Raw genomic sequence first — 24,447 nt, forward strand, 5'->3', positions numbered from 1 at the left:
GTAAGCCTACTTTTAAAGGATTCTTCTACAATACAAAGTTATTGAAAATTAGACGTTTTTTAAGGTTAAGACTGCGCATCATCCAAAGCTTTATTGATACCTTTGACAATACGGTCTTGACGGCGAATATCTTGAATAGTGAGATGAGGGACACCAACGTACCAAGCCGCCGCTGTAATCTGATGGTCTAAAATAAACTGTTTGACGCTTGGGTCTTTGATACCAGGCCAGCCTTCGACACTACCAAATAAGATGTCCATCAACTCAGGAATTTTGGTCGCAAAATCATCAATGTATGGATCCCAATTTCCATCATAAGCCGTGCAAAATAGCACTCGAGTATCATTATCTAAAAACGCAAAACGCAGATCGTGCAGCGTACCTACTCGCGTAGCGCCTTTGAGGTTGCCACCTGCAATTTTTAAGATTTCTTTTAAACGCTCTGCTCCGCCTTCTTTTAAAGGGGCGATAACGGTAAGCTCAGACACTTTGCCTGACTTAAGACCTTTTTCTCCGGCATTGCTGGTCGAGTGATCGTAGCTATCATCACCGCCTTCTTTTATATTGGCCATTAACAGCTCAGCACGCAGCTTAAAAGCATCTATGGATTCGGTAATTTTAGTTTTTAAATCTTCAGAATTATCGATAATACGTTCTTTATTTTCTGTGGTGTGCATCGTGATTGTCTCCTAATTATTATTTTTAATAGCCCTGTGTTTAATGGCTAATTCCTCAATAGTTAACTAATTCTGATAGTTACCTGAGAAATAAATTCATCATAAATATAGCAAACTTAAAAAATGTTTCAAAGCACAGCAATCTAACTCAACAAAAAAATAAAATTCATTAACGTGAATGCTTATATATTTAGAAAAATAATAAATATGACGTTTCTAGTGAGTCACTGTCATTTTCTTTGTTCAGTGAGTAAGGGTTCAATAAATGACAGTTTTTAATAAAATAGCGTTTTTAACTTTTTTATTGAGTCGAATGCGAGCCGTTAAGTTCTATTGTGCGCTAGGATTTTTTAGCGTAGGCAGGTACAATATGACTATCAACCATACCTTGATTAAGGATAAGACAGGCATGCAAGTAATTGCGGCGCTGTCTTTATTTTTTTATCGCACCCTCTATTGGAGTTCCTATGTCTATTGCGTCTACTGCCCAAGCGTCCGCCACCGTATTGGATGGCAAAGCACTTGCCAAACAAATAGAACAGCAACTGCGCACGCGCGTGGATGCTATCAAGGATAAAACTGGACGTACACCAAGCTTAGCGACGATATTGGTCGGTGATGATCCCGCCTCAGCGACTTATGTGCGTATGAAGGGCAATGCCTGTAAGCGCGTCGGCATGGATTCTATCCGCGTTGAGATGCCGAGTATCACGACCACAGAGCAGCTCTTGGCAAAGATAGATGAGCTTAATAACAATCCTGACGTTCACGGTATCTTGCTACAGCATCCAGTTCCTGAGCATATCGATGAGCGCGCTTGCTTTGAGCAGATTGACTTGGCAAAAGACGTCGATGGCGTGACTTGTCTCGGCTTTGGTCGTATGGCCATGCAGCAGTCGGCCTATGGCTCATGTACACCGCAAGGCATCATGCATTTATTAGCGCATCACGGTATTGAGCTGGCAGGTAAAGAAGCAGTCGTCGTCGGGCGTAGTGCTATTTTGGGTAAACCAATGGCGATGATGCTATTGAATGCCAACTGTACAGTGACTATTTGTCATTCAAGAACACAGGATTTAGCCGCTCATATTCAGCGCGCTGATATCGTGGTTGGAGCAGTGGGCGTGCCTGAATTGATTCAAGCTGCGTGGATTAAAGCGGGCGCGGTGGTCATCGATGCAGGTTTCCATCCAACGGATAATGGCGGCGTCGGTGATATCGAGATGCAGAGTGTGGAAAGCATCGCCAGTGCTTATACGCCTGTACCAGGTGGCGTGGGCCCAATGACGATTAATACCCTTATTCGCCAAACTGTTGATGCCGCTGAAAAAGCCGCCGGTTTAGATATCAGTTAATAAGTTAATCATAAGAGCACGGATTGCCGATAGATAAGAAGCCTGAGCCTATACAGACTCAGACTACATCAACCCCTTTACCGTTGATAGGATCTAACATGGCTAAAAAGAACGTGGGTATTCATGAGCGATTGCAAAATATTGGTAGAGAGTTCGTCGATATCTCTCATTACATAATCTTATTTTTAATCAGTGTGGTCGTGGTTTGGGCTGCGGGCAAAGAGTTTATTGGCATTATCCAAAAAGGCTCAGCGGACTTAAAAGATATCTTGATGTTGTTTATTTATCTTGAACTGTTGGCCATGATTGGTATTTATTTTAAGACCCATCGTCTGCCGGTACAGTTTTTGATATTTATCGCCATTACGGCTTTGTCACGACATTTGGTAGTCGATGTGCAGGCCGTATCAGACTACTTCCATCTGTGGCTACTGGCGACGATTTCTGTGGCTATTATGGTACTGAGCGCCTCTATTGTGGTGCTAACGTGGACGGCAAAAACGTTTGGTCGTCCAGAAGACAATCTCGATCGGAAGTATGCCAACTTGGCTATCAAGGCGCTTCTTCCTGATAATGCTCAAGCGCCCGATAGTCATACCAAGCACCGCCGTGAATAATGTCCATTACACCTAATTGACGTAGAATGAGCATAAAAAAAGGGTTGCCAATGGCAGCCCTTTTTTATACTTTTTATTTTATATTACAACCATTTTAATCTCTTAAAGTTGTAATACAAGTAACTACATAGAGTGATGATTACTGCCATAATGACAAAGTAAGAATACTTCCAATGCAGCTCAGGCATAAAGTCGAAGTTCATTCCGTAGATACCAGCGATGGCTGTCGGTACTGCCAAGATACCAGCCCACGCTGCAAGCTTACGCACGACTTCGTTCTGTCCCATATTGACCATTGCCATATAGGTATTCATCACGACGCTGAGCATTTCATTGAGACCATTGATGGCATCTAAAGAGTGCAATAGATGGTCATTGACGTCGCGAAAGTAAGGCTTGGCTGCTTGCGAGAACCCTGAGATTAACTCGCTCTTTTTGTGATTGATAAAGAAGCTACAGATGTCTTGCACTGGTAAAATAATGGCACGCATGTGTACCAGCTGCGATTTGAGCTCATAGAGGTTTTTTAGGGTGCTTTTATCGAACTCGTAGGTAAATACATAGCGTTCCTGCTCACGCAAGTAGCGACCCAAACGATCGGTAATCGGCATATAGTTATCCACGATAAAATCGAGAATAGCATGCAGGACAAATATCGGTCCCATACGCAGCTTTTCAGGACGACGATGGCAATGTTCACGCACAGGAGCGTAAGAGTTGGATGGGCCATTACGAATGGTAATCAGGTAGTTTTTGCCCATAAATATCGCTGTCGTACCGTAGCGAATGACATTGTCTTCAAGTTTCGCCGTACGCAGCACCACAAACACCATATCGTTGTCGTAGTTTTCGACTTTGGCGCGCTGATGATCGGCAAAAGCATCTTCAATCGCCAGCTCATGTAAACCAAAAGCGTCTTGAACTTTGACCATGGTTTCTAAGCTAGGATCATACAGACCGAGCCAGACAAATTGACCATTGTTGCTCAAACAGCGATTGACGTCATTTAAGGCTATTTGATCGAGTTTTTCGCCAGTTTTACGCGAGTAGGAGTAACAGCTGACCACTTCATCTGTGCTGCTATATTCGATATCTTCATAACGCTCAGAGTCTGGATCATAGACCGTCATGGTTTCAATCGTATCTTCGGCAGTGGCGTCAGTATCGCCGTAGATATAGCTGTCATAATTGTCTAAATAAAGATGCTCGTCGTGCATATCGGCATAAATACGACTGACGTTAGACTCAGGTGTAATACGCGCCGTTTTTTTGATCAATTGGTCATCATCATTGTCCATACACCCTCCTTTAATAAAATAAAAGCCCGCGCCAAGCAAACCTTTTTATCCGTTTAACCGTTGTCATTATTAACGGCTACCATTTATTAACGGCCGTCATTTATTAAAAACTAACCATTATTAAACAGTAGTCATTGTTAAGTACTAACCACTAACCATTAATCGTATCCGTTAAAGCGCATAGCTTTTTAGGGTGTCGATATCGACTAAGCTCAATAAGCTTTCGTGACACGCTTCGAGTTTTATTGGTGGTGCAATATCGAAGTCTAGCGCTTCGACCCAGCGTAAGGCGCAGATACACCAGTAATCACCAGGCTGTAGACCTGCAAAGTTATACTCAGGTAGCGGGGTAATGAGATCGTTGCCACGACTGGCGGAGAAGTTTAAAAACTCACTGGTCATCTTGGCGCAAACGGTATGTTGACCGACATCGTGATTGCCAGTATGACAAAAGCCATTGCGATAAAAACCGGTGATAGGATCAAAGCAACAACTGGCAAGAGCAGTGCCTAAAACGTTGCTTTGGTTGATGGCTGGGTTTGGATGATAATCAGATGACATAAGGCTTCCGAGATAAAAATATAGGATAGTGTACCATGAGTCTGGGTCGAAGGCGTGGTTCTCGCCATGCTCATGACTGTCTTTATTATACAGGGATAATGTTAACATTCTTAGGCGCACAGCGATGTATCTAAGGTGAATATAATCGTTGTCTTTGTAGCAGCGATGTCCCGAAATTAGATGGTGATTGTGGCGAATTGTCACTAGGCGAACCTTAACTGCTATGCTAAACTAAAGCATAAAGTGCCTTGATTATTTATCGTCGTTTATTAGCGCATAAAGATACTCGTCTTATCTTCCGAACTTATACTTATTACTCACCCTTTTGCGGTTACCTAGTTTGTTTATAAATAATTGGGTCAACGATGTTGCGCGTTAAAAATAAAAACGCCCAGCGTCAATGCAATTGTAAAGATAACCTTTAAGTACCGCATCAGTACCGCGTTTTTGGTAAGCGATACGCCAAACAAGGATTTATTGTGTCTGTCAGTTCTGATTCTGCAAAACCTGTCCAGTCAAATATTGCCAACAAAGCAGCGACTCAGTCCGCTGATCACAACGCCGCACCCAACCGTTTACCTTATTTGAGCAATTTCGCCAGCGACGTTGCCAACAGCTGGTTGCTGCCTGATGGGGTGGTCGATGTATTGTTCGAAGACGCCCAAAAACAAGAAGTGCTCAGGCACAAGCTTACACAGCAACTGATTACGCATGGCTATCAGTTGGTCAATCCACCGATGATTGAGTTTACTGAGTCGCTGCTCAGTGATGCCTCAGAAGATCTAAAGCGTCAAACCTTTAAAATCATCGATCAGCTGACCGGTCGCCTAATGGGTGTGCGCGCGGATATTACTCCGCAGATTTTGCGTATTGATGCGCATCACGGCGGCACAGGTATCGCGCGTTACTGCTATGCAGGGGATGTGATTCATACCTTGCCATCAGGGCTTTTTGGTTCGCGCACACCGTTGCAATTAGGTGCTGAGATATTTGGTTGCGCCTCGCTTGCGGCAGATATTGAGCTTATAGATGTGTTGTTTACGATGCTCAATAGTCTCAATATGAGTGCCGCGCTACACATCGATTTGGGTCACGTGGCGATATTCAAGCGTTTGGCTGAATTGGCCGAATTGCCTGAGCATGATACTCAGCAATTGATGAACTTGTATGCCAATAAGAATTTGCCAGAGCTAAAGCGCGTCTGCCAAGCGTTACCGATGGGCGATGACTTTTACGCATTGGCACGTTTTGGTCATGATATGGCGCATTTATTGGCAAAATTGTCAGCGACGGCGCAGCAGGATACACAGATTGCTACTGCTGTTGACGAGTTACAGCGCCTAACTGCCCATCTGCAAGAGCAGTGGCAGTGTCCGGTCAGTATCGATGTGACAGAACTGTCAGGCTATCATTATCATACGGGTATTGTCTTTAACGGCTATATCAATAGTGAGACCCAGCCGCTAGTACGCGGTGGGCGTTTTGATGGTATGCAAAGTTATAGCCAGCAGCCACGTGAAGCGACCGGTTTTAGTATGGATGTCAGTCGTTTGCTTGCCCATACGCAGCTTGATGCGCCAAGTATTGTATTGGTGGATTATGCCGCCTTGCACAATGCTGATAAGACTCAAAAGCAGACGTTGTTACAACAAGTTGAAAGCTTACGTCAGCAAGGCTACCGCGTTACCATGCCATTAGATGCGCAAGATAGTCCCGCAGATGTCACGCACCGTTTGGATTTTGCTGATAATCAGTGGCAACTAAAAACCCTTTAGCTGTAGCAGATTTTAAGTAAATAGCCGCCAGTGTAAGAAAAAATCATCATGCTAAGCGCTTTCGAAAAATACGTTAGTACTTAGCAAAACAGATAGTAAATACCTTAAAACTGTCTTAGGTTATAAGCAGTTTTAACATCATTTTAGTTTTTTAACCGTTATTGCACACACCTCAATACATAAAGGTAAGGATTGATCATGGGTAAGAATGTCGTAGTTTTGGGTAGCCAATGGGGCGATGAAGGTAAGGGTAAAATCGTCGATTTACTCACCGAAAAAGCCTCAGCAGTTGCTCGATTTCAAGGCGGTCACAATGCAGGTCACACGCTAGTTGTCGATGGCAGAACCACGGTCTTGCATTTGATCCCATCAGGTATCTTACGTGAAGGCGTGACGTGCTTCATCGGTAATGGCGTGGTGTTAGCACCAGACGCATTGCTCAAAGAAATGAAAGAGTTAGAAGACAACAACGTGCCGGTACGTGAGCGTCTGCGCATCTCACCAAACTGCCCATTGATTATGCCATATCACGTCGCACTTGATCAGGCGCGTGAAGCCAAGCGTGGTACTGGCAAAATCGGTACAACAGGTCGTGGTATCGGTCCTGCCTATGAAGACAAAGTGGCGCGCCGTGCGATCAAGCTTGCTGATTTATTCCGTGATGATTTAGAAGAAAAGTTGCGCAATCTAATCGAATATCATAACTTCCAACTGACGCAGTATTATAAAGTTGACGCGATTGATTTTGATGAAACGTTTAAGCTTTGCCAAGAGTGGAAAGTAGAAATCAAAGGCATGGTTACTGATGTAACTGAAGACCTCAATCAATTGCGACTGGCTGGCAAGAACCTGATGTTCGAAGGCGCACAAGGTACATTGCTTGATATCGATCATGGTACTTATCCGTTTGTGACCAGCTCAAGCGTCACCGCGGGCGGCGTATCGACTGGTACGGGTATTGGTCCATTGTACTTAGACTACGTATTGGGTATCACCAAAGCTTATACCACCCGTGTTGGTAGTGGTCCGTTCCCAACTGAATTGTTCGATGATGTTGGCGCGCATTTAGCTCGAGTTGGTCATGAATTTGGTGCGACGACAGGTCGTGCACGTCGCTGTGGTTGGTTCGATGCCGAAGCCTTGCGCCGTGCAGTGGTATTGAACTCACTATCAGGTATTTGCTTGACCAAGCTTGATGTCCTAGACGGACTTGAAGAGCTGCTCATTGGGGTAGGCTATGACGTGCCAGATACGGAGTTTGCTGGCGCGCATGATGCTGAATTCTATGAGTCAGTGACGCCAAAATACGAAACGCTACAAGGGTGGAGTGAGTCAACGGTTGGTATCACCAATTATGACGACTTGCCAGAAAACGCCAAAATATATATCAAACGTATCGAAGCACTAATTGGTTGCCCAGTTGATATTATCTCAACCGGTCCTGACCGTGAAGAGACCATCGTACTGCGTGATCCGTATGATGCGTAAGTAGTGTTAAAAAACTACTATTAATAGGTAGATTGAGCGATAAAACCCCAGTGCTGAGCATTGGGGTTTTTTTTGCATGAAAAAATAGACTTGCTAACATTATTTTGGTTTAATTCGGTGTATTATGTCATCAGTGGCTTTAATTTTATCAATACACGAAAAGGAAAACGTGATGAAAACGAATATTCTTAAGCATTCCGTTCGCAAGACGTCTTTAGCGCTGTTAACTTCTGCAGCTTTTATGATACCTATGCTTTCTTGGGGCGCTGAAAATTGCGATAATCCTAATAATGACTTTGATGGTTTGTACTGTTTAACGAAGGTATATTTGCAAGCCGATAAAGAGCTGAATAACTCTTATAATAAGTTGAGCAAACAGCTCAATAAAAAGCAAAAATCCACGCTAAAACGTGGACAACTGGCTTGGATACGTGAGCGTGATGATCGTTGTAGCTATCATGATGATGAAAATGGATTTTTTGTTAATATGGGCTGTGCCACTCGCACGACGACCAGTCGCGTTAACTTCTTAAATGAGCGGGTGCGTGAATGTAATGCGGGCAGTTGTCGAGACAGCCGCCTAGGCGAGTAGTTGTTTTTAGCCTTGCTTGAAAGCAGTGATCTGCATAGCTTCGTATTAACGAAAACCCTTAGCCTTATATGTTGAGGGTTTTTCGCTAATAGTGTTTGTATAGCGTTTTTGCTTAGCCAGTCCCATGCTCATAAAGGACAAAGATGGTCAGTGATTGGATAAGTAGGGTAAGTACCTGCTATTGACGGATACTTACTTTGTCTTAAGATATGCCGCCTTTATAAATTTACTTTTATGCAAGGTGCGGTCATAAATTAACCCTATCATTTATAGGCTTAATCATTATAATAGGCAGCAATCCGATGTTGGCGCTCATGTTTTCGTATTGATAAGCAATGAGTGGTTTAAACTAACCTATGTCAACATTGTGGTCAGAGATAAAATAACCCTTTTACTATTTCATTTCTTATTGAATTTATCATTTTATTTTTCATTTATTAGGAGCTTTTCATGGCTAACGAACGTACTTTATCTATCATCAAACCTGACGCAGTTGCTGGCAACCACATCGGCGCTATCTATAGCCGCTTCGAACAAGCTGGTCTAAAAATTGTTGCAGCAAAAATGATGCAACTTGATGATGAAAAAGCAGGTGGTTTTTACGCTGAGCACGCTGAGCGTCCATTCTACAATGACCTAAAATCTTTCATGATGTCAGGTCCAGTATTGGTATCAGTGTTAGAAGGCGAAAACGCGATCGCTAAGCATCGCGACATCATGGGCGCTACTAATCCAAAAGACGCTGCTGAAGGTACTATCCGTGCTGATTTCGCTAGTAGCATCGATGAAAACGCCGTTCATGGTTCAGATTCAGCTGAATCAGCAGCACGTGAAATCAGCTACTTCTTCAATGATGATGAAGTTTGTGCACGTACGCGTTAATATAGTAAACTAAATATAGGCTGTTACTGTGTCAGACTCGCTTAATGTACCGGCTTTGATGAGCTAGCTACGATTTGCGCTCGTCTGCCTTGTACCAGCTCTATATTTAATTCACTATTCAGCTATTATTAACAAAATTAATTGTTAATAACTGGTGTGAGAATACGGCTTATATCTTATGGGTATAAGCCGTTTTAGCTATTATAATAATCTGTATTATTCATTGAAATCCTTAATGACTTGCCTCATTATTGACTTTATGTAGCGTTATCAATCCCTTATCAGCATTCTTTTATCAAATTGCTGGCATTTATCAAAGTTCGGTATTCATAAATGCTCAGTGCTCACACCAGCATCGATAAAAAATACGCTCATAACGGATTGCTCATGCATTGCTCGTGGCAACATTCATACAAATAATTGCAGTGCTTATCTAAGCTTATGCAAAAAGGTTACCTATTATGTCAACTGTTCAAACACCCATCCAGCACGTACCTACTAAGCCTATGAGTAGTATTAAGCTAGTAGATGAAGCGCAGGCCAAGACCAATCTATTGGGGATGACACAAGCGCAATTGGCCGATTACTTTAAGAGTATTGGCGAAAAGCCGTTTCGAGCGACGCAAGTGGTTAAATGGATATATCAGCACGGCGTCACAGATTTTGAGCAGATGACCAATCTGAGTAAGTCACTGCGCGATAAACTGTCAGCCAATGCTTGCGTCGTTCCGCCAAAAGTGATTCATCGTCAATATAGTGATGATGGTACGCGCAAATGGGTGTTTGAAGTCACTGGCGGCTCTTTGGTTGAGACGGTACTGATTCCAGCAGATGACAGCAAAGTAAACGGCCGTAAGACTTTGTGCGTGTCTTCACAAGTTGGCTGTGCGTTAGATTGTAGTTTCTGTAGTACTGGCAAACAGGGCTTTGAGCGCGATTTGACGGCAGCTGAAATCATCGGACAGCTTTGGGTAGCTAATGCTTCTTATATGACTGATGAAAATGACAGTTTAGACAACGTTGATCATAGCTTGTGGGAAAATAACGTGACCAACGTGGTGATGATGGGCATGGGCGAGCCATTACTAAACTATAAGCCAGTGGTTGGCTCGATGGAGCTGATGCTGAGTGATCACGCCTACGGTTTGTCAAAGCGTCGGGTGACATTATCAACCTCAGGGGTCGTGCCAAAAATGTATCAGTTGGCACAAGATATCGATGTGGCACTGGCGATTTCACTGCACGCACCCAATGATGAGCTGCGTAATGAGCTAGTGCCGATTAATAAGAAATACCCGCTAGAAGAGTTGATGGCAGCCGCTCGCAATTATGTTTATGACGTGAATCCGCGCCATAAAAAGCATGTGACCATTGAATATGTGATGCTTGATGGTGTCAATGATAGCAACGAGCACGCTCATCAATTGGTTGCTTTACTAGGTGATTTGCCAAGCAAAATTAATCTGATACCATTTAATCCGTTTCCACATGCCAATTACGACAAATCAAGCAACAATCGTATTCATGCCTTTAGTGATATTTTGAGCCAAGCAGGATTTGTCTGTACGATTCGCCAAACCCGTGGTGATGATATTGATGCGGCCTGCGGTCAATTAGTCGGACAAGTGGCTGATAGAACACGTCGCTCAGCGGCGTGGCAGCAAAGTATCAAAGACCGTGAAAACGTTTAGGGTGATGCCGTTTGTAATATTGATGGTTTAAAGTAGCATGGATAGGGGCGGTATTAACCGTTTAGACTGGTGTCAATAATTAAAGACGGTATGGATAAAAGTGATGAACAATCTATCAATTTCTACTCATTAGCTGTCTTTTATCCATCACAACGGTAATAAAATTGTAGTCACAACGGCTAATAATCATGAAGACCACAATTAATAGTAACTAAATTGTACTTATGGGGGCTAAATCTATTAAACTGATGCTTCTTTGATCCTCTGTACTGAACCACAGTTTTATGATGGCGGCTATGATGACTTCTAAAGATTCTTGTCAGTTCAAATATCAAAAACCCTTTCTTTCGGCATTCAAGCCGTTGATATCAGCGCTTGAGTCACTGACTACGCCAAAGCGTATGCTGCTGGCAAGTGCATTGGCAGGCTTGCTAGTGAGCGGCTGTCAAAGCACGACGACCAATGATCTAACGGGTAGCACCCCTTATCAAACGTCCACGCGACCGAGTGACAATCGCAACTTGGATCAACAAGAAATCGCTCGTGTGCGCACCTCGCTTGCTGCGCAATATATCCGCAAAAACGAGCTTGATACCGCGCAGCGTCAGTTAGAAAAAGCCTTTGCTGCTGATAGCCGTTACGCGCCAGCCTATGATATGATGGGCGTTTTGTTGCAGCAAGAAGGCAGCCGCATCAATCTTGAAAAAGCCGACCAGTATTTTAAAAAAGCCATCGCGCTTGATAAAGATTTTGAGCAAGCGCACAATAATTACGGCGTTTATTTGTCGCAAATGAAGCGTTACCAAGAAGCGGCGGCGCAGTTTGAAATCGCCGGTGCAGCATTGGGTTACGAAGGCCGTATTGGCGCGCTAGAAAACTTGGGTCGCACCTATCTGCAACTCAATGATCATCCAGCAGCAGCCAAAGCATTCTTGCGGGCATTAGATGGCAATCGCAATAGTATTATCGCCCATATTGAATTGGTAGACTTATTGCTTGAGCAGCAGCGTGTGCAGCAAGCGCAGCGGCTCTATGACGAGACTTTGATGCTGGTACAAGGGCAGGGTATTAGCCCACGCTTACTGTTGCAAGGCATCAAAATTGCCGCTGTACAAAACAACAAGACAACGCGCCAACAATTGGCACAGCAGCTTTTATCGGCTTACCCGTTAAGCGATGAGGCAAAACAACTTAAGACTTGGCTTAATAATCCAGAGGCACCATGGAAATGATCACCCCATCATCAAACACTCAATCTAACCCGCAGGGATCATTTGGTGCCGTATTGCAGCAAGCCCGAAAAAATAAACAAATCAGCTTAGAAGAGGTGGCAGCTGAGCTATTTATTTTAAAGCGTCATTTGCAAGCGCTAGAGAGTGAAAACTTCTCTGAGCTACCGCAAGCGGCTTTTGCTCGTGGTTTTGCGATTAATTATGCCAAATTTTTGGGCTTAGATCCGGTAAAAATAGCGAGCAGTTTCGATGCCGCTTATCCCAAAGAGCTAAAAGCCCAGTCGGCAAGCAATATAGACACGCCTTTGCGCCCAATGGGTACATTGCAGCGTGATACGCACAACCGTATTCGCTTTAACCCCCTATTAATCATAGGCGTTATCGCGCTAATCATCTTAGCGATATTTTTATTTCGTATGGTGAGCAATGCGAGCAAAGAGAATAACCAAGAGCCAGCGGCAGCTGTCGAGGATATCTCAGCCATAGAGCAAGCACAAGGTGCTGCAGTCAACACCGATGCCAATGGGGTCGGCGCGTCTGGCTCTGCACTAAATTTGGGCGGTGATGCCAATACCAGTGTGGCGGCTTTGGATATCAAGATTACGGATAATGCCGTTATTAGTATTACTGACGCTTCTGGTAGCAACTTGATGAATGGCGCGCAGACAGCTGGTGACTACCAATTGTCAGGCATGCCACCATTTAATGTGCAGATTGATAATGTCGATAACGTCAGCTTAATGCTCAATCAAGAAGCCGTCGCCTTAGATACCTATGCTACGGATAAGCAGGCCAGTTTTGAGTTGGCTCCTTAGTCTTTCTGCCTTTTTACCTCTTCGCCTATTGTTTTTTCAGTTCTGATTAAAGGATTTATGTATGTCAATGCCATCGCCTATTAACCGTCGTCTGACCAAAAAAATCTATGTTGGTGATGTTGCGATTGGTGGCGATGCACCGATTAGTGTGCAAAGCATGACCAACACCGACACCTGTGATGTGGCAGCGACCGTGGCGCAAATTGAGCGCTGCGTCGAAGCGGGCGCGGATCTGATGCGCGTATCGACACCCACGATGGATACGGTCAAAGCCTTTGGTGAGATTCGCAAGCTGGTCAGCGTCCCATTGATCGCCGATGTACATTTTGATCATAAGATTGCGCTAGCGGTTGCCGAAGCGGGTGCGGATTGTCTACGTATTAACCCGGGTAATATCGGTAGCGACGCCAAAGTACGTGAAGTCGTCGCTTGTGCCAAGCATTACAATATTCCGATTCGTATTGGCGTCAATGCAGGCTCCCTAGAAAAAGACATTCAGCGTAAGTATACCGAGCCAACTGGCGAGGCAATGCTGGAGTCAGCGATGCGTCATATCGATATTTTGGAGCGTCTGAACTTTGATCAATACAAAGTCTCGGTTAAAGCCAGCAATGTGTTTTTGACCTTGGATGCCTATCGTCTTATCTCTGCTCAAATTGACAATCCACTGCATTTAGGCGTGACCGAAGCGGGTGTCTATCGCACAGGCGCGGTCAAGTCAGCCATTGCTCTTGGTGGCTTATTGCTAGATGGTATTGGTGATACTATTCGTATCTCCTTGGCAGCAGAGCCAGAAGAAGAGATTAAAATTGGTTTTGATATTTTAAAATCGCTTAATATTCGATCTAACGGCGTGAACTTTATTGCTTGTCCAAGCTGCTCGCGTCAAGAGTTTGATGTGATTAGAGTGATGACTGCGCTTGAGTCGCGTTTAGAAGACATCCGTGAGCCGATGAACCTGTCCGTGATTGGCTGTAAGGTAAATGGTCCGGGTGAAGCGAAAGAAGCGGATATTGGTATTGTCGGTGCTGCACCAAAATCGTTGGTGTACCGTATGGGTGAGAAAAGCCATCTGATTGATACCGAAAATTTGGTCGATGAGATAGAAGGTATGGTTCGCGCGCACGCAGAAGAATTGGCCAAAAAACGTGAGAATGAAATTATTCGAGTAAAATAAGCTGGGATAATTCAGATTCCAGTAGCGTTCTTTAAAGCATGACAACAATAATAGAATACTTGTTAAAATTTTTAAGGATACAACCGTACCATGATTAAAGCTATTAAAGGGTTTAATGATATTTTGCCTGACCAATCCGCAAAATGGCTGCACTTAGAGTCGATATTGGCTGATGTATTGGGTAGATACGGTTATGAACACATTCGCCTGCCTATCGTAGAACAAACCGACTTATTTGCCCGTGCTATCGGCGGGGCAACCGACATCGTCGAAAAAGAGATGTATAGCTTTACCGATAAGTCCGAGCCACCAACGCCCTTAGCATTGCGTCCTGAAGGTACAGCTGGGGCGGTACGTGCAGTGATTGAGCACAATTTGCTGCGTGGTGATACGCCTAAGCTTTGGTATATCGGCCCGATGTTCCGCTATGAGCGTCCACAAAAAGGTCGCTACCGCCAGTTTCATCAATTGGGTGTCGAGAGCTTTGGCAGTGCGCTAGCGGATGCCGACGCTGAATTAATTGCTATGACGCATCTGATGTGGCAAGAGCTGGGTCTAAAAGATGAGATGCATTTGCAGTTAAATAGCTTGGGCGAGCTGGATGAGCGCCATGCTTATCGTGAGGCGCTGGTTACTTATTTAACGGACAAACAAGAGCAGCTAGACGATGATAGCAAACGCCGCTTGACGACCAATCCGCTGCGTATTTTAGACAGTAAAGAGGCGAGTACCCAAGCAGTATTGGCAGATGCACCAAAGCTGGCTGACTTCTTAGGAGCAGAGAGCGTCGCACATTTTGAACAAGTGCAAGCGTATTTGACCGACCTTGGCATCAGTTTTGAGATTAACCCGCATCTAGTACGCGGTCTTGATTACTATAACAAAACCGTCTTTGAGTGGGTCACTGACAAGCTTGGTAGCCAAGCGACCGTTTGTGCCGGTGGGCGCTACGATGGTTTAATTGGACAGCTAAAATCAATCGGTAGCGATAGTAGCAAGCCGATGAAGTCTGAGCCTGCGGTTGGTTTTGCCATGGGACTTGAGCGTTTATTGTTACTCATGGAAGCTGTCGCTCCGATTGCTGATGTGCCAGCTTGCGATGTCTTTGTCGTGGCTCATCCCGATGTTTATGGTGCGGGTATTGGCTATGCACAACGTTTGCGTTATAGCCGTCCAGATGTGCGGGTAAAAATGGCAAGTGCGACGAGTCTAAAGGCGCAAATGAAAAAAGCGGACAAATCGGGCGCTGCGTTGACGGTTATTATTGCGCAGCAAGAGCTGGATGATCAGACTATTAGCATCAAAGACATGCAGACAGGTGAGCAACAGACGGTCGCGCAGGATTGGCTATCGAGTAAAGAGCACTTTTCTCGTCACTGAACCGCTTTAGCATCAGCAACTTAATAACAATTTTATCAGGTAACTACCTATGGCTCTGACACCCAATTCGCCGAATGCAGACAACTCAATGCAAGCGTTAAAGCAATACGGCAGCTATATTGTCACTGCGATTTTGTTGGCACTGGCCGCTTATTTTGGCTGGACATATTGGCAGGACAATCATGCCCGTGTGGATACGGTTGCTGCCGATCACTATGCGGACATCCAGCGATTGAATGAAGAAGTCAGTCTGGCGTCACAAAATCCAGATTTAGAAGCAGAGGCAAAAGCAGCACTATCAGACAGCCGTACGCAGCTTAATAAAGACATTGATGACTTGGTCAGCACGCATGGTGACTCCGTCTATGCGTGGCAAGCGCTGATGATTAAAGCGCGTCAACAGGTTGATGGTGATGACTTTACAGGCGCAAGTGAGACGCTAAAAAAAGCGCTGGCAATCGATTTGGGTGATGCGGGTCTGACTGCGATTACTCGTCTGCGTTATGCTAAGACGCTATTGGCGGCTGGTGATGCAGATGCAGCCTTAGCCGAAGCCAACAACGATATGCCAAGCTCCTTTGAAGCCAGTCAGCAAGAGCTGCTGGGTGATATTTATCTGGTGCAAGACAATAAAGACTCAGCGATTAAGTCTTATAACAATGCTTGGGAATTGTTACGTAGTCGTCAAGAAACGCGTGCGGTATTGGCTTTAAAGATGGAAAGTTTGGGTATCGTGCCTGAGCCTATTGAGCCGCAAGCTGGCCTGCTGCAAGAGCCTGCTACTGCTGAGCAGCCATTAGTCATTGAGGAAAATACCGCTACCGCCGAGCAACCCTCTTAGTTTTAATGATTTATATCGTAACTCAAACCGTTCTACAAACTAAGTAGCGCAGTAAGTCAGCAGAGCAGTATTAACAGTCGGTACCAATGTAGCGGGAATGTACCGGACTTTTTTATTACTGCTCAATTGCCTATTTACTGATGGCTAATTTATTAATGATTAATTTATTTGTAGTGAGAACCTATCATGACTCAATCTATTCGCTCTAGCAACACGTTAAAGGCTAAGACCATCAAGACGACTGTCATGCACGTGGCTGTCATCGCAGCACTGGCAACGGCTGTCGTTGGCTGTAATCGCGGTATCAAACCTGTCGTTAACGATCCTGTAAAACTGGTGCAAATTGCTCAGCCTATTAGCGTGCTACAGCCTGTATTTAGCACTGATGTCGGTAACAGAAAAGCCAGCAAAAAAGACCCATTAGATTTACAGGTCGGATATGCCAATGGTCAAATAGTAACGGCATCACGCGGTGGTGATTTGACCGGCTTTAATAGCGCTGGTCAAGAGTCATGGTCGGTCAATGTCGGTGATCAAATCACAGGCGGCGTGGCAATAGATGCCTTGAGCCAAACTGCAATTGTCAGTACACGTAGCGGGCGAGTCATGGCTTTTGATAGTGCGACTGGCGCAAAACGCTGGCAGCAACAGTTATCAGGTTCGGTACTGTCACCAGCGCTTATTAGTAATAATCGGGTGATTTTGTCGGCCAATGATGGCTTCTTGCACGGCTTATCACTACAGACTGGTCAGTTGGTATGGCAGTTCGCCACTCAAGTACCTGCTATCAGTGTGCGCGGTAGTGCGGCACCGACGTTGTTAGATGAAAAAACAGCATTATTGGCAACGGCTGATGGACGTTTGCATGCAGTGACCACCGATAGCGGTCTACCGCAGTGGTCAAGACGTGTGGGCGTGGGCGCGGGCAGTAGTGAAGTTGAGCGTATGAGCGATGTTGACGGCAAGCCTGTCGTCAATAATAATCAGCTGTTTGCTATCAGCTATAGTGGGCAACTATTAGGGATTGACTTGGCGTCACGTCAAGTGATGTTTGTCAATGATCTTGCCAGCCTAAAAGCGCTAGCGGTAAACAATCAGCAAGTCATTGCCACCAGCTTAGACGGAAAAGTAGTCGCTTATGATCGTAGCAATGGTGAGATGCTATGGGAAAGTGAAGAGCTGGCTTATCGCCACTTAACCAACCCTGTCATGATTGGGAACTATATTGCAGTGGGTGATTATGATGGGGTTGTGCATTTATTTGACCCTGCTAGCGGAAAAATCGTCAGCCGTGTAGAGACCAAAGGCGCGCTTACCAACTTGCAAGCTCAAGGTAGCCGCTTGCTGACCCAAAGTACCTCAGGCCAAGTTGCTATCTGGCAATTAGCTCGCTAAGACTTGATGAACAGGCGCTTTATCAATGGTTTTTTTAAGCCTATGACTAAGCGTACTGTTTAATGTCGATGCTAAGAGATATAAACGCTGCTTTGTCAGCGTTTCATGCCTTGTGTAAATGGCTTGTTTAACGACAGGGTTTCGCGTACTCTATGCGACCGATGCGCTGTCGGCATTATCTCTATATAATAGCGGTAGGTAATGCCTATGTATGGTATCTGGAGACAGTATTCATAAATAATGCTGTCTCTAGGCATACCATCTATTTATTGCAAAATAGTAAATAATACCTTTTTATTGCTATAGTCGGTTTAATATAATTTAGAGACAAGAAAGGCGAGTGAAAGTACTACAAATAGTAGACTAAACGAGACTGACACCGTATCTAATTTATAGAGGATTGACTATATCGTTTTATATTTATCATTCATTTTAGTTTACGTTCAAGCACAGCATGTTTACTCGTATTATTAAGCGAGTAACTGTCTTGTCCGTCATTGTGCCCTTCACTGAGAGTAACCCATGAGTATCAAGCCTGTGGTCGCCTTAATTGGTCGTCCAAACGTCGGTAAATCTACCTTATTTAATCAGTTCACTAAAAGTCGGCAGGCACTGGTTGCTGATTTGTCAGGATTGACTCGTGACCGTCAATACGGCGATGCGGTATATGAAGGCAAAGCCTTTATCGTCGTCGATACGGGCGGTATTGGTGAAGCGGATGATGGCAGCGGCAACATCGATGACTACATGTCTGAACAGTCGCATACTGCCATTCACGAAGCGGATATCATTGTGTTTGTGGTTGATGCACGGGCTGGGATGATTGGCGCTGATGCCGAAATCGGTAAGTTCTTGCACACCCTTGGCAAGCCGGTCTATGTGGTTGCCAACAAAGTCGATGGTGTCCATGACTCTGCCCCTGCAGAATTTTATGCTTTAGGGTTGGGCGAGCCGTATCCGATGGCAGCCAGCCATGGTCGCGGTATCGGTAACTTGCTCGAAATTCTGACTGCTGATATGCCTGAACAAGATGCAGTGGTAGAGCCGAGAGGTTTAAAGCTTGCCATTATCGGTCGTCCAAACGTGGGAAAATCCACCTTGGTGAACCGTCTATTGGGTGAAGACCGCGTTGTGGTGTTCGATATGCCTGGCACCACGCGTGACAGTATTTATATCCCTTATAAGCGCGATGGCAAAGACTACGTATTGATTGATACGGCTGGTGTCCGTCGTCGTGGTAAAATCGATGAAAAAGTAGAGAAATTTTCAGTTATCAAAACCTTGCAAGCCATTGAAGACTCCAACGTCACGGTTATTGTCATTGATGCTCATGAAGGAATCGTCGATCAAGATTTGCATATGATTGGTTACGCCCTTGATGCCGGTCGTGCTTTAGTCGTAGCAATCAATAAGTGGGACGGTCTGACTCAAGATCAAAGAGACTATATCAAAATTGAGATGGATCGCCGCTTTAATTTTATTCCGTATGTAAAAGTGCATCTAATCTCAGCATTACATGGCACTGGCGTGGGTAATTTATATCCATCTATCCTGCGTGCTTATCAGTCCTCTATGTTTGAAGTGTCGACCAACCGTTTGACTCAGATTTTACAAGATGCCGTGACTGCCAATCCACCACCGACGGTCGCTGGTCGCCGTATCAAGTTACGCTATGCGCATATCGGTGGTCACAATCCACCCGTGATTGTCATTCATGGTAACCAAACTGGCTCGCTCCCTAAGAGCTATCAGCGTTATCTAGAAAACCAATTCCGTCAGGTGTTTAAGCTCGAAGGTACGCCGCTTAATGTGGTCTTTAAGCTCAACGAAAATCCTTACGCTAATAAAAGTGATACGCCAACCAAAGCAAAAGCGCAACAGTTACGTCAACGTGAGCGTAATCGAACGCAGAAGTTCACCACAAAAGATAAAAAACCGCGTTAAAACAACGGTTTTACCTGCCTTTAAATGTTTATAATTTTATTTATAAATATAGACTCACTGCAGCTTTGTTATAACAAGGCTGCAACACAGTATGTGCATGTTGCTCTTACCATATCTTACAAATACCTGTAGTATAAATAAACAGTCGTCTTAACTCAGTTGAGTGACATGAACAACCAACCGCTGCAAACCCTTCCTAAGCTTATCTGGCGCTCGGTCGTGCAAGCCATCATTTTGGCTGTATTGGCTGGTATTTTATTGTCTTTTATTTACGGTTTGGTGCATCATTATCAACAGAAGCATCGTCATATTCAGCAATTGGCCGCCTTACTGACAAGCAGTGCGTCGACAGTAGATGGTGCCGACACTGTTGCCAAGCAAGTCAGCATTCTGTTGGCGGCAGAACCAAATATCCAAAGCATCCTATTTTATTCAACGCCGCAGCCTATTGCTGATATAGATAGGTTCACCGCCTATCAGTCAAACGATGACTGGCAAAACGCTTTGTTTGCCAGTACGGTCAGCTTTAATTATCCAGTCATCAGTGATGATATCGTTGACGATAGTGCTGCAACGATAAACGCCACTCAGCAACCAAACACGCTTTTATCAGACAACACGCTTGAGCTGGCAGCCCCTGAAGCCTTAACCGATAATAGTGCCTTGGTTGGCTATATTAATATCACTTTAGATGTAGATAAGTTGCGGGCCAATTGGTTTCGTAGCAACCTGTTGTTATGGCTTATCACTACCATGCTCGCTATTATTTGGGCGCTATACATTCTGCGTAAGCTCAGCTGGCCTGTCAAAGACATCGCAGCGCTAACCGAGGTGTGTGAGATCGTTAGTAAGAACCCAGAGCTTGAACAGCTGCCAGTGATCCCGCAGCAGTTTGAGTTTCAAGAACTGGTGCAAATCAAACAGACCTTTATAACTTTGTTTGATCGCCTACAAGCGGCCAAACAAGACTACGAAGCCCTTGCCGTCTTTGAGCAGCAGCTACACCATAAGGACTTGTCTTTAGATGTGCAGTTGCATAACTTTCAAAGTATGATCACTCACGAATTAAAAACATCATTGAATGCGATTGTTGGCGGCTTGCATCTATTAGATGATGAGCGCTTAAATAATGAGCAAAAAGATGCGGTTGATATCATCCGTAATGGCAGTGAAAAATTGGTATTGTCGCTTGACCAAATCATTCAATTGAATCAAATACAAAAGGGTCAAGTTAGCCTACATTTTAGTGAATTTAACCCCTTACAGTTAATCGCTGATCTGTTAGCGGATGTTGAGTGTGCTGCTAAACAAAAAGGCTTGGCGTTAGTCAGTCATATTCACCATATAGACTATACGCTCGAAGGCGATGCGAGCAAAATAAAACAGATATTATCAATACTCCTGAGCAATGCAATTAAGTTTACACCAGTGGGACAAGTGAGTATCAGCTCGCAATTGACCCATTTTGACAATAGTAACCGCTGGCAAATTACTATCAAAGATACGGGGATTGGTATCGAGAGCGATTATATCGATGATATTTTTAATCCATTTTTTCAGATAGATTCCTCACAAACTCGGCAGTACGAAGGGACAGGTATCGGCTTGCCGGTGGTCAAACAAATCGCTCAGCTGATGAGTGCAACTATCGAAGTTGAAAGCGCTCTAGGCGTCGGTACGCAGTTTATACTCACCATTCCTCTACCCAAAAAAACCCACGTTCGTCAGCAAAAACTATTGGCTGGATTGGACGTAGTTTACTACTATGATCATGAAACGGGAGTTTTGGTAGATGAGCTTGAGCGTTTAGGGGCGACAGTCATCTGTCACCAGCATGAACATCTTGTGATCGAAGCACTGCATACGAAGAAAGTCGATATGGTGATGTTTGCAGAAGATGTGTCCGCAGGCATCGCTGAAGTTATCGCCAAGCGTATTCGCCAGTTTGAAAGCTACGAGAGTGAGAACCGCGCGCTATTGGTCTACTGGTACGCGCCGCATCAAGCGCAATACTTAGACAGCTTTGAGCATGGCTTAAAAGCGGCTGGTATCGATTACTGTTATAGCGCAGCTTATGAAGATAAAGCCTTAAGTAATCTGCTGAAAAGTTGGCTAATATGGGCATAGCTTATCTCAAAAGTGGCTTACTTCAAAAGTATTCACTTTGAGCTTAATTGCTTTAAAAGCAATAGATATAAGTATCAATTAGTATAGCTATAACTCAGTATAGAAACAAAAAAAGACGCCCAAATTGGAGGCGTCTTTTTTATTCACTCATGCTCTTAAAAAGTATTTGTGCGATGACTAAATAGCCTTACTTTAAAATAAGTTTTGTACCCAGCGTACGGCATGTTGCCACATACGACTCATAAAGCCTGATTGCTCGACATCATTGGTCGCTATGATAGGCACTGATGCGACTGCCTTACCATCGATGACTGCCATCATTTTGCCAACTTCTTGACCTTTTTTGATAGGCGCTTCTAAGCTTTCAGGGATATCAACTACGGTCGTGATTTTGTTCTTCTGCGTTTTACTGGTTAGAATTTGCAGATTATCACCTGTAGTCAGCTCTACTTCCTCTGCTTCCCCGAACCATACAGGGATTTTGCTCACGAACTGGCCAGCCGGTGCCTTGGTTACGGTCGTGAAGTGGCCAAAGCCCCAGTTGAGTAGCTCACGTGACTGATCGGCACGCGCTTGCTGGCTTTCGGTACCCATGATGACAGAGATTAGACGCATGCCTTCACGGTTACTTGACGCAACCAAGCAATAGCCAGCGGCATCAGTATGACCTGTTTTTAGGCCATCAACGGTAGAGTCAGTGGCGAGTAGGGCATTACGGTTACCTTGGGTAATACCATTGTAGGTAAACTCTTTTTCGGCATAAATACCATAATAGTCACCGCTGTTTTTGATAATAGCACGGGCTAGTTTGGCCAAATCCAACGCCGAGGCTTCATGACCTTCGTCAGGCATACCCGTAGAGTTGACGAAGTGGGTATTCTCCATACCCAGCTTTTCTGCTTGCTCATTCATTAGGATGGCAAATGAATCTTCGCTACCAGCAATATGCTCCGCCATGGCTTTTGAGGCATCATTACCTGATTGAATGATAATACCGCGCAGCATATCAATAACGCTGGCCTTTTGGTTCACTGGCACATACATACAAGATTGACTGCTACTACCACGGCACCAAGCATTTTGACTCATCAATACTTGTTCGTCTTCTTTAAGATCACCTGACGCTAAGCGCTGCTCAATGATGTAACTGGTCATCATTTTCGTCAAAGACGCTGGTGGGAGAGCTTGTTTGGCATTTTTTTGTGCCAATATTTCACCAGTATTGTAGTCCATTAGCACATAGGCTGTATTTTCCATCTCAGGTGGCTGAATGGCAGCGCTCGCCATCACCGCACTCATAGAAATACTCATACCAACGACCAGCTGCACCAGCTGTTTTTTTACACGCTTTACTGTCATAGATTGTTACACCGCATCATGGAACCAAATGTATCTATCGCATCATGGCTAGTACTAAACCTCATACGTTATTTCAAACCCTATGTCTCAAACATAAGGTTTTAAAAGAGCCAATGTGTGAGGAAAACGAGGCCTGAGCGACGGACATAAAATTAACGCCTTATCTTAGCAAAATGCCAACCGATGGGGAATCGATAAATAAAAAAAATAGGACGCAACTGAAAAAGGCAGGCAATACTTAAAAGGCTTTTAGGTATATTGAGATTTATGCATGTTTTTTTACTTGCCACAAAAAAGCTTGCCGCACCAACTGCAATGGAGCAGTGGGGTGACAGCAAGCTTTTCCTAGACGCGATAAGCTCACTTATAAAGCTCGTCGCGCTAGCGTTCTATTTGCTTAACTCAATAAGGCAAAGGCAGCAATATCTATATTTTTTATCATTATTTATTGCTGTTAATGTCCAAGTGAATAATAGAAAGGATTGTACAGAGTAATATTTCTAGACTTAGCAAAAGTTCTACTTTTGTCATACAACGAAAGCATCTATTAATTATCCATTAATATTCAGCGTTCGCCAAATCTTCGCACAAGGCTTTATTTTCTTGTTTAGAGAAGCCCATGGTCCAGCTACGGATGCCTTGTAATATCTGGCGATAGTCTTGCTGTGTTGATAGATATTGAATCGCCGCTTTTGGGTCTTCTAGCGATGGCATCAATTCATGCAGCTGTACCGTATAAGACTTATAAAAACGCTGTTTCTGTTTACCATTTAGCATCGGCGGGCAAATCTCAGACAATACTTGCATCACGGCAATCTCGTGCTTGGTGATATTCATGCCAGACATATCCAATGGGATAGTGGTTGCTGGATTGGGTGCAGCATTGGTCGCTTGAGACAGCATGGCAACAGACGTTATCAGTCCTGCAAAACCGATTTTTGAGACGGTCTTTGCTATCACAGAAGCTATAGATAATATCGATTGATTATTCATTCAGTATTACACTCGCTTATCTTTATTTAATGGTCATATGTTAATGGGTAAAAAAACAAAAGTCACATAAAATATTGATTTATGTGTAGATATATTGTGAGCCAAAGGCATTTTGCAGCAACATATCAGTAGCATCAACCTATAAGTTACGTCAGCATAAAAGTATAAGTTTACCCCACTCTCAACTTTAAAAGTGATTGAAAAAAGAAGAGCACCTCACTAATCTATTGTTTTCGACCAAGAATACA

20 protein-coding genes are annotated in these 24,447 nt (G+C 44.2%); 15 read left to right on the top strand and 5 right to left on the bottom strand.

Annotated elements, in window-relative coordinates; translation table 11 throughout:
* Positions 1-65 precede the first annotated feature (65 nt).
* On the bottom strand, positions 66-677 hold the full coding sequence (locus AAEY80_RS11940) for a hypothetical protein (protein ID WP_025650595.1): 612 nt from the start codon (positions 675-677) through the stop codon (positions 66-68).
* 467 nt (positions 678-1,144) lie between these two features.
* Here AAEY80_RS11940 and folD point away from each other — a divergent pair, with 467 nt between their 5' ends.
* Together folD and AAEY80_RS11950 are read left to right on the top strand one after the other, a co-directional pair.
* Positions 1,145-2,032: a bifunctional methylenetetrahydrofolate dehydrogenase/methenyltetrahydrofolate cyclohydrolase FolD gene (folD, locus tag AAEY80_RS11945; RefSeq protein WP_025650594.1), complete on the top strand. Its 888-nt coding sequence runs from the start codon at positions 1,145-1,147 to the stop codon at positions 2,030-2,032.
* Between the two features lie 98 nt (positions 2,033-2,130).
* Positions 2,131-2,649 (top strand): phosphate-starvation-inducible protein PsiE, encoded by a 519-nt coding sequence (locus AAEY80_RS11950; RefSeq protein ID WP_025650593.1) that lies wholly within the window; start codon positions 2,131-2,133, stop codon positions 2,647-2,649.
* A gap of 83 nt (positions 2,650-2,732) precedes the next feature.
* On the opposite strand, the gene corA is transcribed toward AAEY80_RS11950, so the two are convergent.
* Positions 2,733-3,947, bottom strand: coding sequence for a magnesium/cobalt transporter CorA (gene corA / locus AAEY80_RS11955; protein WP_025650591.1), 1,215 nt, complete (start codon positions 3,945-3,947; stop codon positions 2,733-2,735).
* Between the two features lie 171 nt (positions 3,948-4,118).
* The gene (locus tag AAEY80_RS11960) at positions 4,119-4,508 is read right to left on the bottom strand and encodes a DUF2237 family protein (RefSeq protein ID WP_025650590.1); all 390 of its coding nucleotides are present in this window, start codon (positions 4,506-4,508) and stop codon (positions 4,119-4,121) included.
* Positions 4,509-4,987: 479 nt separating this feature from the next.
* On the opposite strand from AAEY80_RS11960, the gene AAEY80_RS11965 reads away from it, so the two are divergent.
* From AAEY80_RS11965 to AAEY80_RS12025, 13 genes are all read left to right on the top strand, one after another.
* Positions 4,988-6,283 (top strand): ATP phosphoribosyltransferase regulatory subunit, encoded by a 1,296-nt coding sequence (locus tag AAEY80_RS11965; RefSeq protein ID WP_025650589.1) that lies wholly within the window; start codon positions 4,988-4,990, stop codon positions 6,281-6,283.
* A 198-nt stretch (positions 6,284-6,481) separates the two neighbouring features.
* Positions 6,482-7,771, top strand: a complete 1,290-nt coding sequence (locus AAEY80_RS11970) for an adenylosuccinate synthase (RefSeq protein WP_201576656.1) — start codon at positions 6,482-6,484, stop codon at positions 7,769-7,771.
* A 172-nt stretch (positions 7,772-7,943) separates the two neighbouring features.
* Positions 7,944-8,363: a lysozyme inhibitor LprI family protein gene (locus tag AAEY80_RS11975; RefSeq protein ID WP_025650587.1), complete on the top strand. Its 420-nt coding sequence runs from the start codon at positions 7,944-7,946 to the stop codon at positions 8,361-8,363.
* 450 nt (positions 8,364-8,813) lie between these two features.
* Positions 8,814-9,245, top strand: a complete 432-nt coding sequence (ndk, locus tag AAEY80_RS11980; RefSeq protein ID WP_025650586.1) for a nucleoside-diphosphate kinase — start codon at positions 8,814-8,816, stop codon at positions 9,243-9,245.
* Between the two features lie 506 nt (positions 9,246-9,751).
* A complete protein-coding gene (rlmN, locus tag AAEY80_RS11985) occupies positions 9,752-10,936 on the top strand; it encodes a dual-specificity RNA methyltransferase RlmN (protein WP_407074168.1) in 1,185 nt (394 codons plus the stop codon).
* 296 nt (positions 10,937-11,232) lie between these two features.
* Positions 11,233-12,168 carry a type IV pilus biogenesis/stability protein PilW gene (gene pilW / locus AAEY80_RS11990; RefSeq protein ID WP_227523224.1) on the top strand — a complete coding sequence of 312 codons (936 nt, stop codon included), beginning with the start codon at positions 11,233-11,235 and terminating at the stop codon, positions 12,166-12,168.
* Entirely contained in the window at positions 12,165-12,983 is an 819-nt protein-coding gene (locus AAEY80_RS11995) for a helix-turn-helix domain-containing protein (RefSeq protein ID WP_101211617.1), read from the top strand. The genes pilW and AAEY80_RS11995 overlap by 4 nt, the downstream gene beginning before the upstream one ends.
* A 61-nt stretch (positions 12,984-13,044) precedes the next feature.
* Positions 13,045-14,160, top strand: a complete 1,116-nt coding sequence (gene ispG, locus AAEY80_RS12000; protein ID WP_025650582.1) for a flavodoxin-dependent (E)-4-hydroxy-3-methylbut-2-enyl-diphosphate synthase — start codon at positions 13,045-13,047, stop codon at positions 14,158-14,160.
* 90 nt (positions 14,161-14,250) lie between these two features.
* Positions 14,251-15,540, top strand: coding sequence for a histidine--tRNA ligase (hisS, locus tag AAEY80_RS12005; RefSeq protein ID WP_025650581.1), 1,290 nt, complete (start codon positions 14,251-14,253; stop codon positions 15,538-15,540).
* A gap of 49 nt (positions 15,541-15,589) precedes the next feature.
* Positions 15,590-16,381, top strand: coding sequence for a YfgM family protein (locus tag AAEY80_RS12010; protein WP_101211618.1), 792 nt, complete (start codon positions 15,590-15,592; stop codon positions 16,379-16,381).
* Between the two features lie 186 nt (positions 16,382-16,567).
* Positions 16,568-17,776, top strand: coding sequence for an outer membrane protein assembly factor BamB (gene bamB / locus AAEY80_RS12015; RefSeq protein ID WP_101211619.1), 1,209 nt, complete (start codon positions 16,568-16,570; stop codon positions 17,774-17,776).
* A 522-nt stretch (positions 17,777-18,298) separates the two neighbouring features.
* The gene (gene der / locus AAEY80_RS12020; RefSeq protein WP_025650578.1) at positions 18,299-19,720 is read left to right on the top strand and encodes a ribosome biogenesis GTPase Der; all 1,422 of its coding nucleotides are present in this window, start codon (positions 18,299-18,301) and stop codon (positions 19,718-19,720) included.
* A gap of 168 nt (positions 19,721-19,888) precedes the next feature.
* Entirely contained in the window at positions 19,889-21,847 is a 1,959-nt protein-coding gene (locus AAEY80_RS12025) for a sensor histidine kinase (protein ID WP_101211620.1), read from the top strand.
* Positions 21,848-22,039: 192 nt separating this feature from the next.
* Here the strand turns inward: AAEY80_RS12025 and AAEY80_RS12030 are convergent, their stop codons facing one another.
* Complete coding sequence (locus AAEY80_RS12030; RefSeq protein WP_025650576.1) at positions 22,040-23,206, bottom strand: D-alanyl-D-alanine carboxypeptidase family protein; 1,167 nt, start codon at positions 23,204-23,206, stop codon at positions 22,040-22,042.
* 558 nt (positions 23,207-23,764) lie between these two features.
* Positions 23,765-24,199, bottom strand: a complete 435-nt coding sequence (locus AAEY80_RS12035; RefSeq protein WP_025650574.1) for an MCR_0457 family protein — start codon at positions 24,197-24,199, stop codon at positions 23,765-23,767.
* Positions 24,200-24,447: the final 248 nt, after the last annotated feature.

Source organism: Psychrobacter sp. 78a-MNA-CIBAN-0178, from assembly GCF_040309625.1.
Classification (GTDB): Bacteria; Pseudomonadota; Gammaproteobacteria; order Pseudomonadales; family Moraxellaceae; genus Psychrobacter; species Psychrobacter okhotskensis.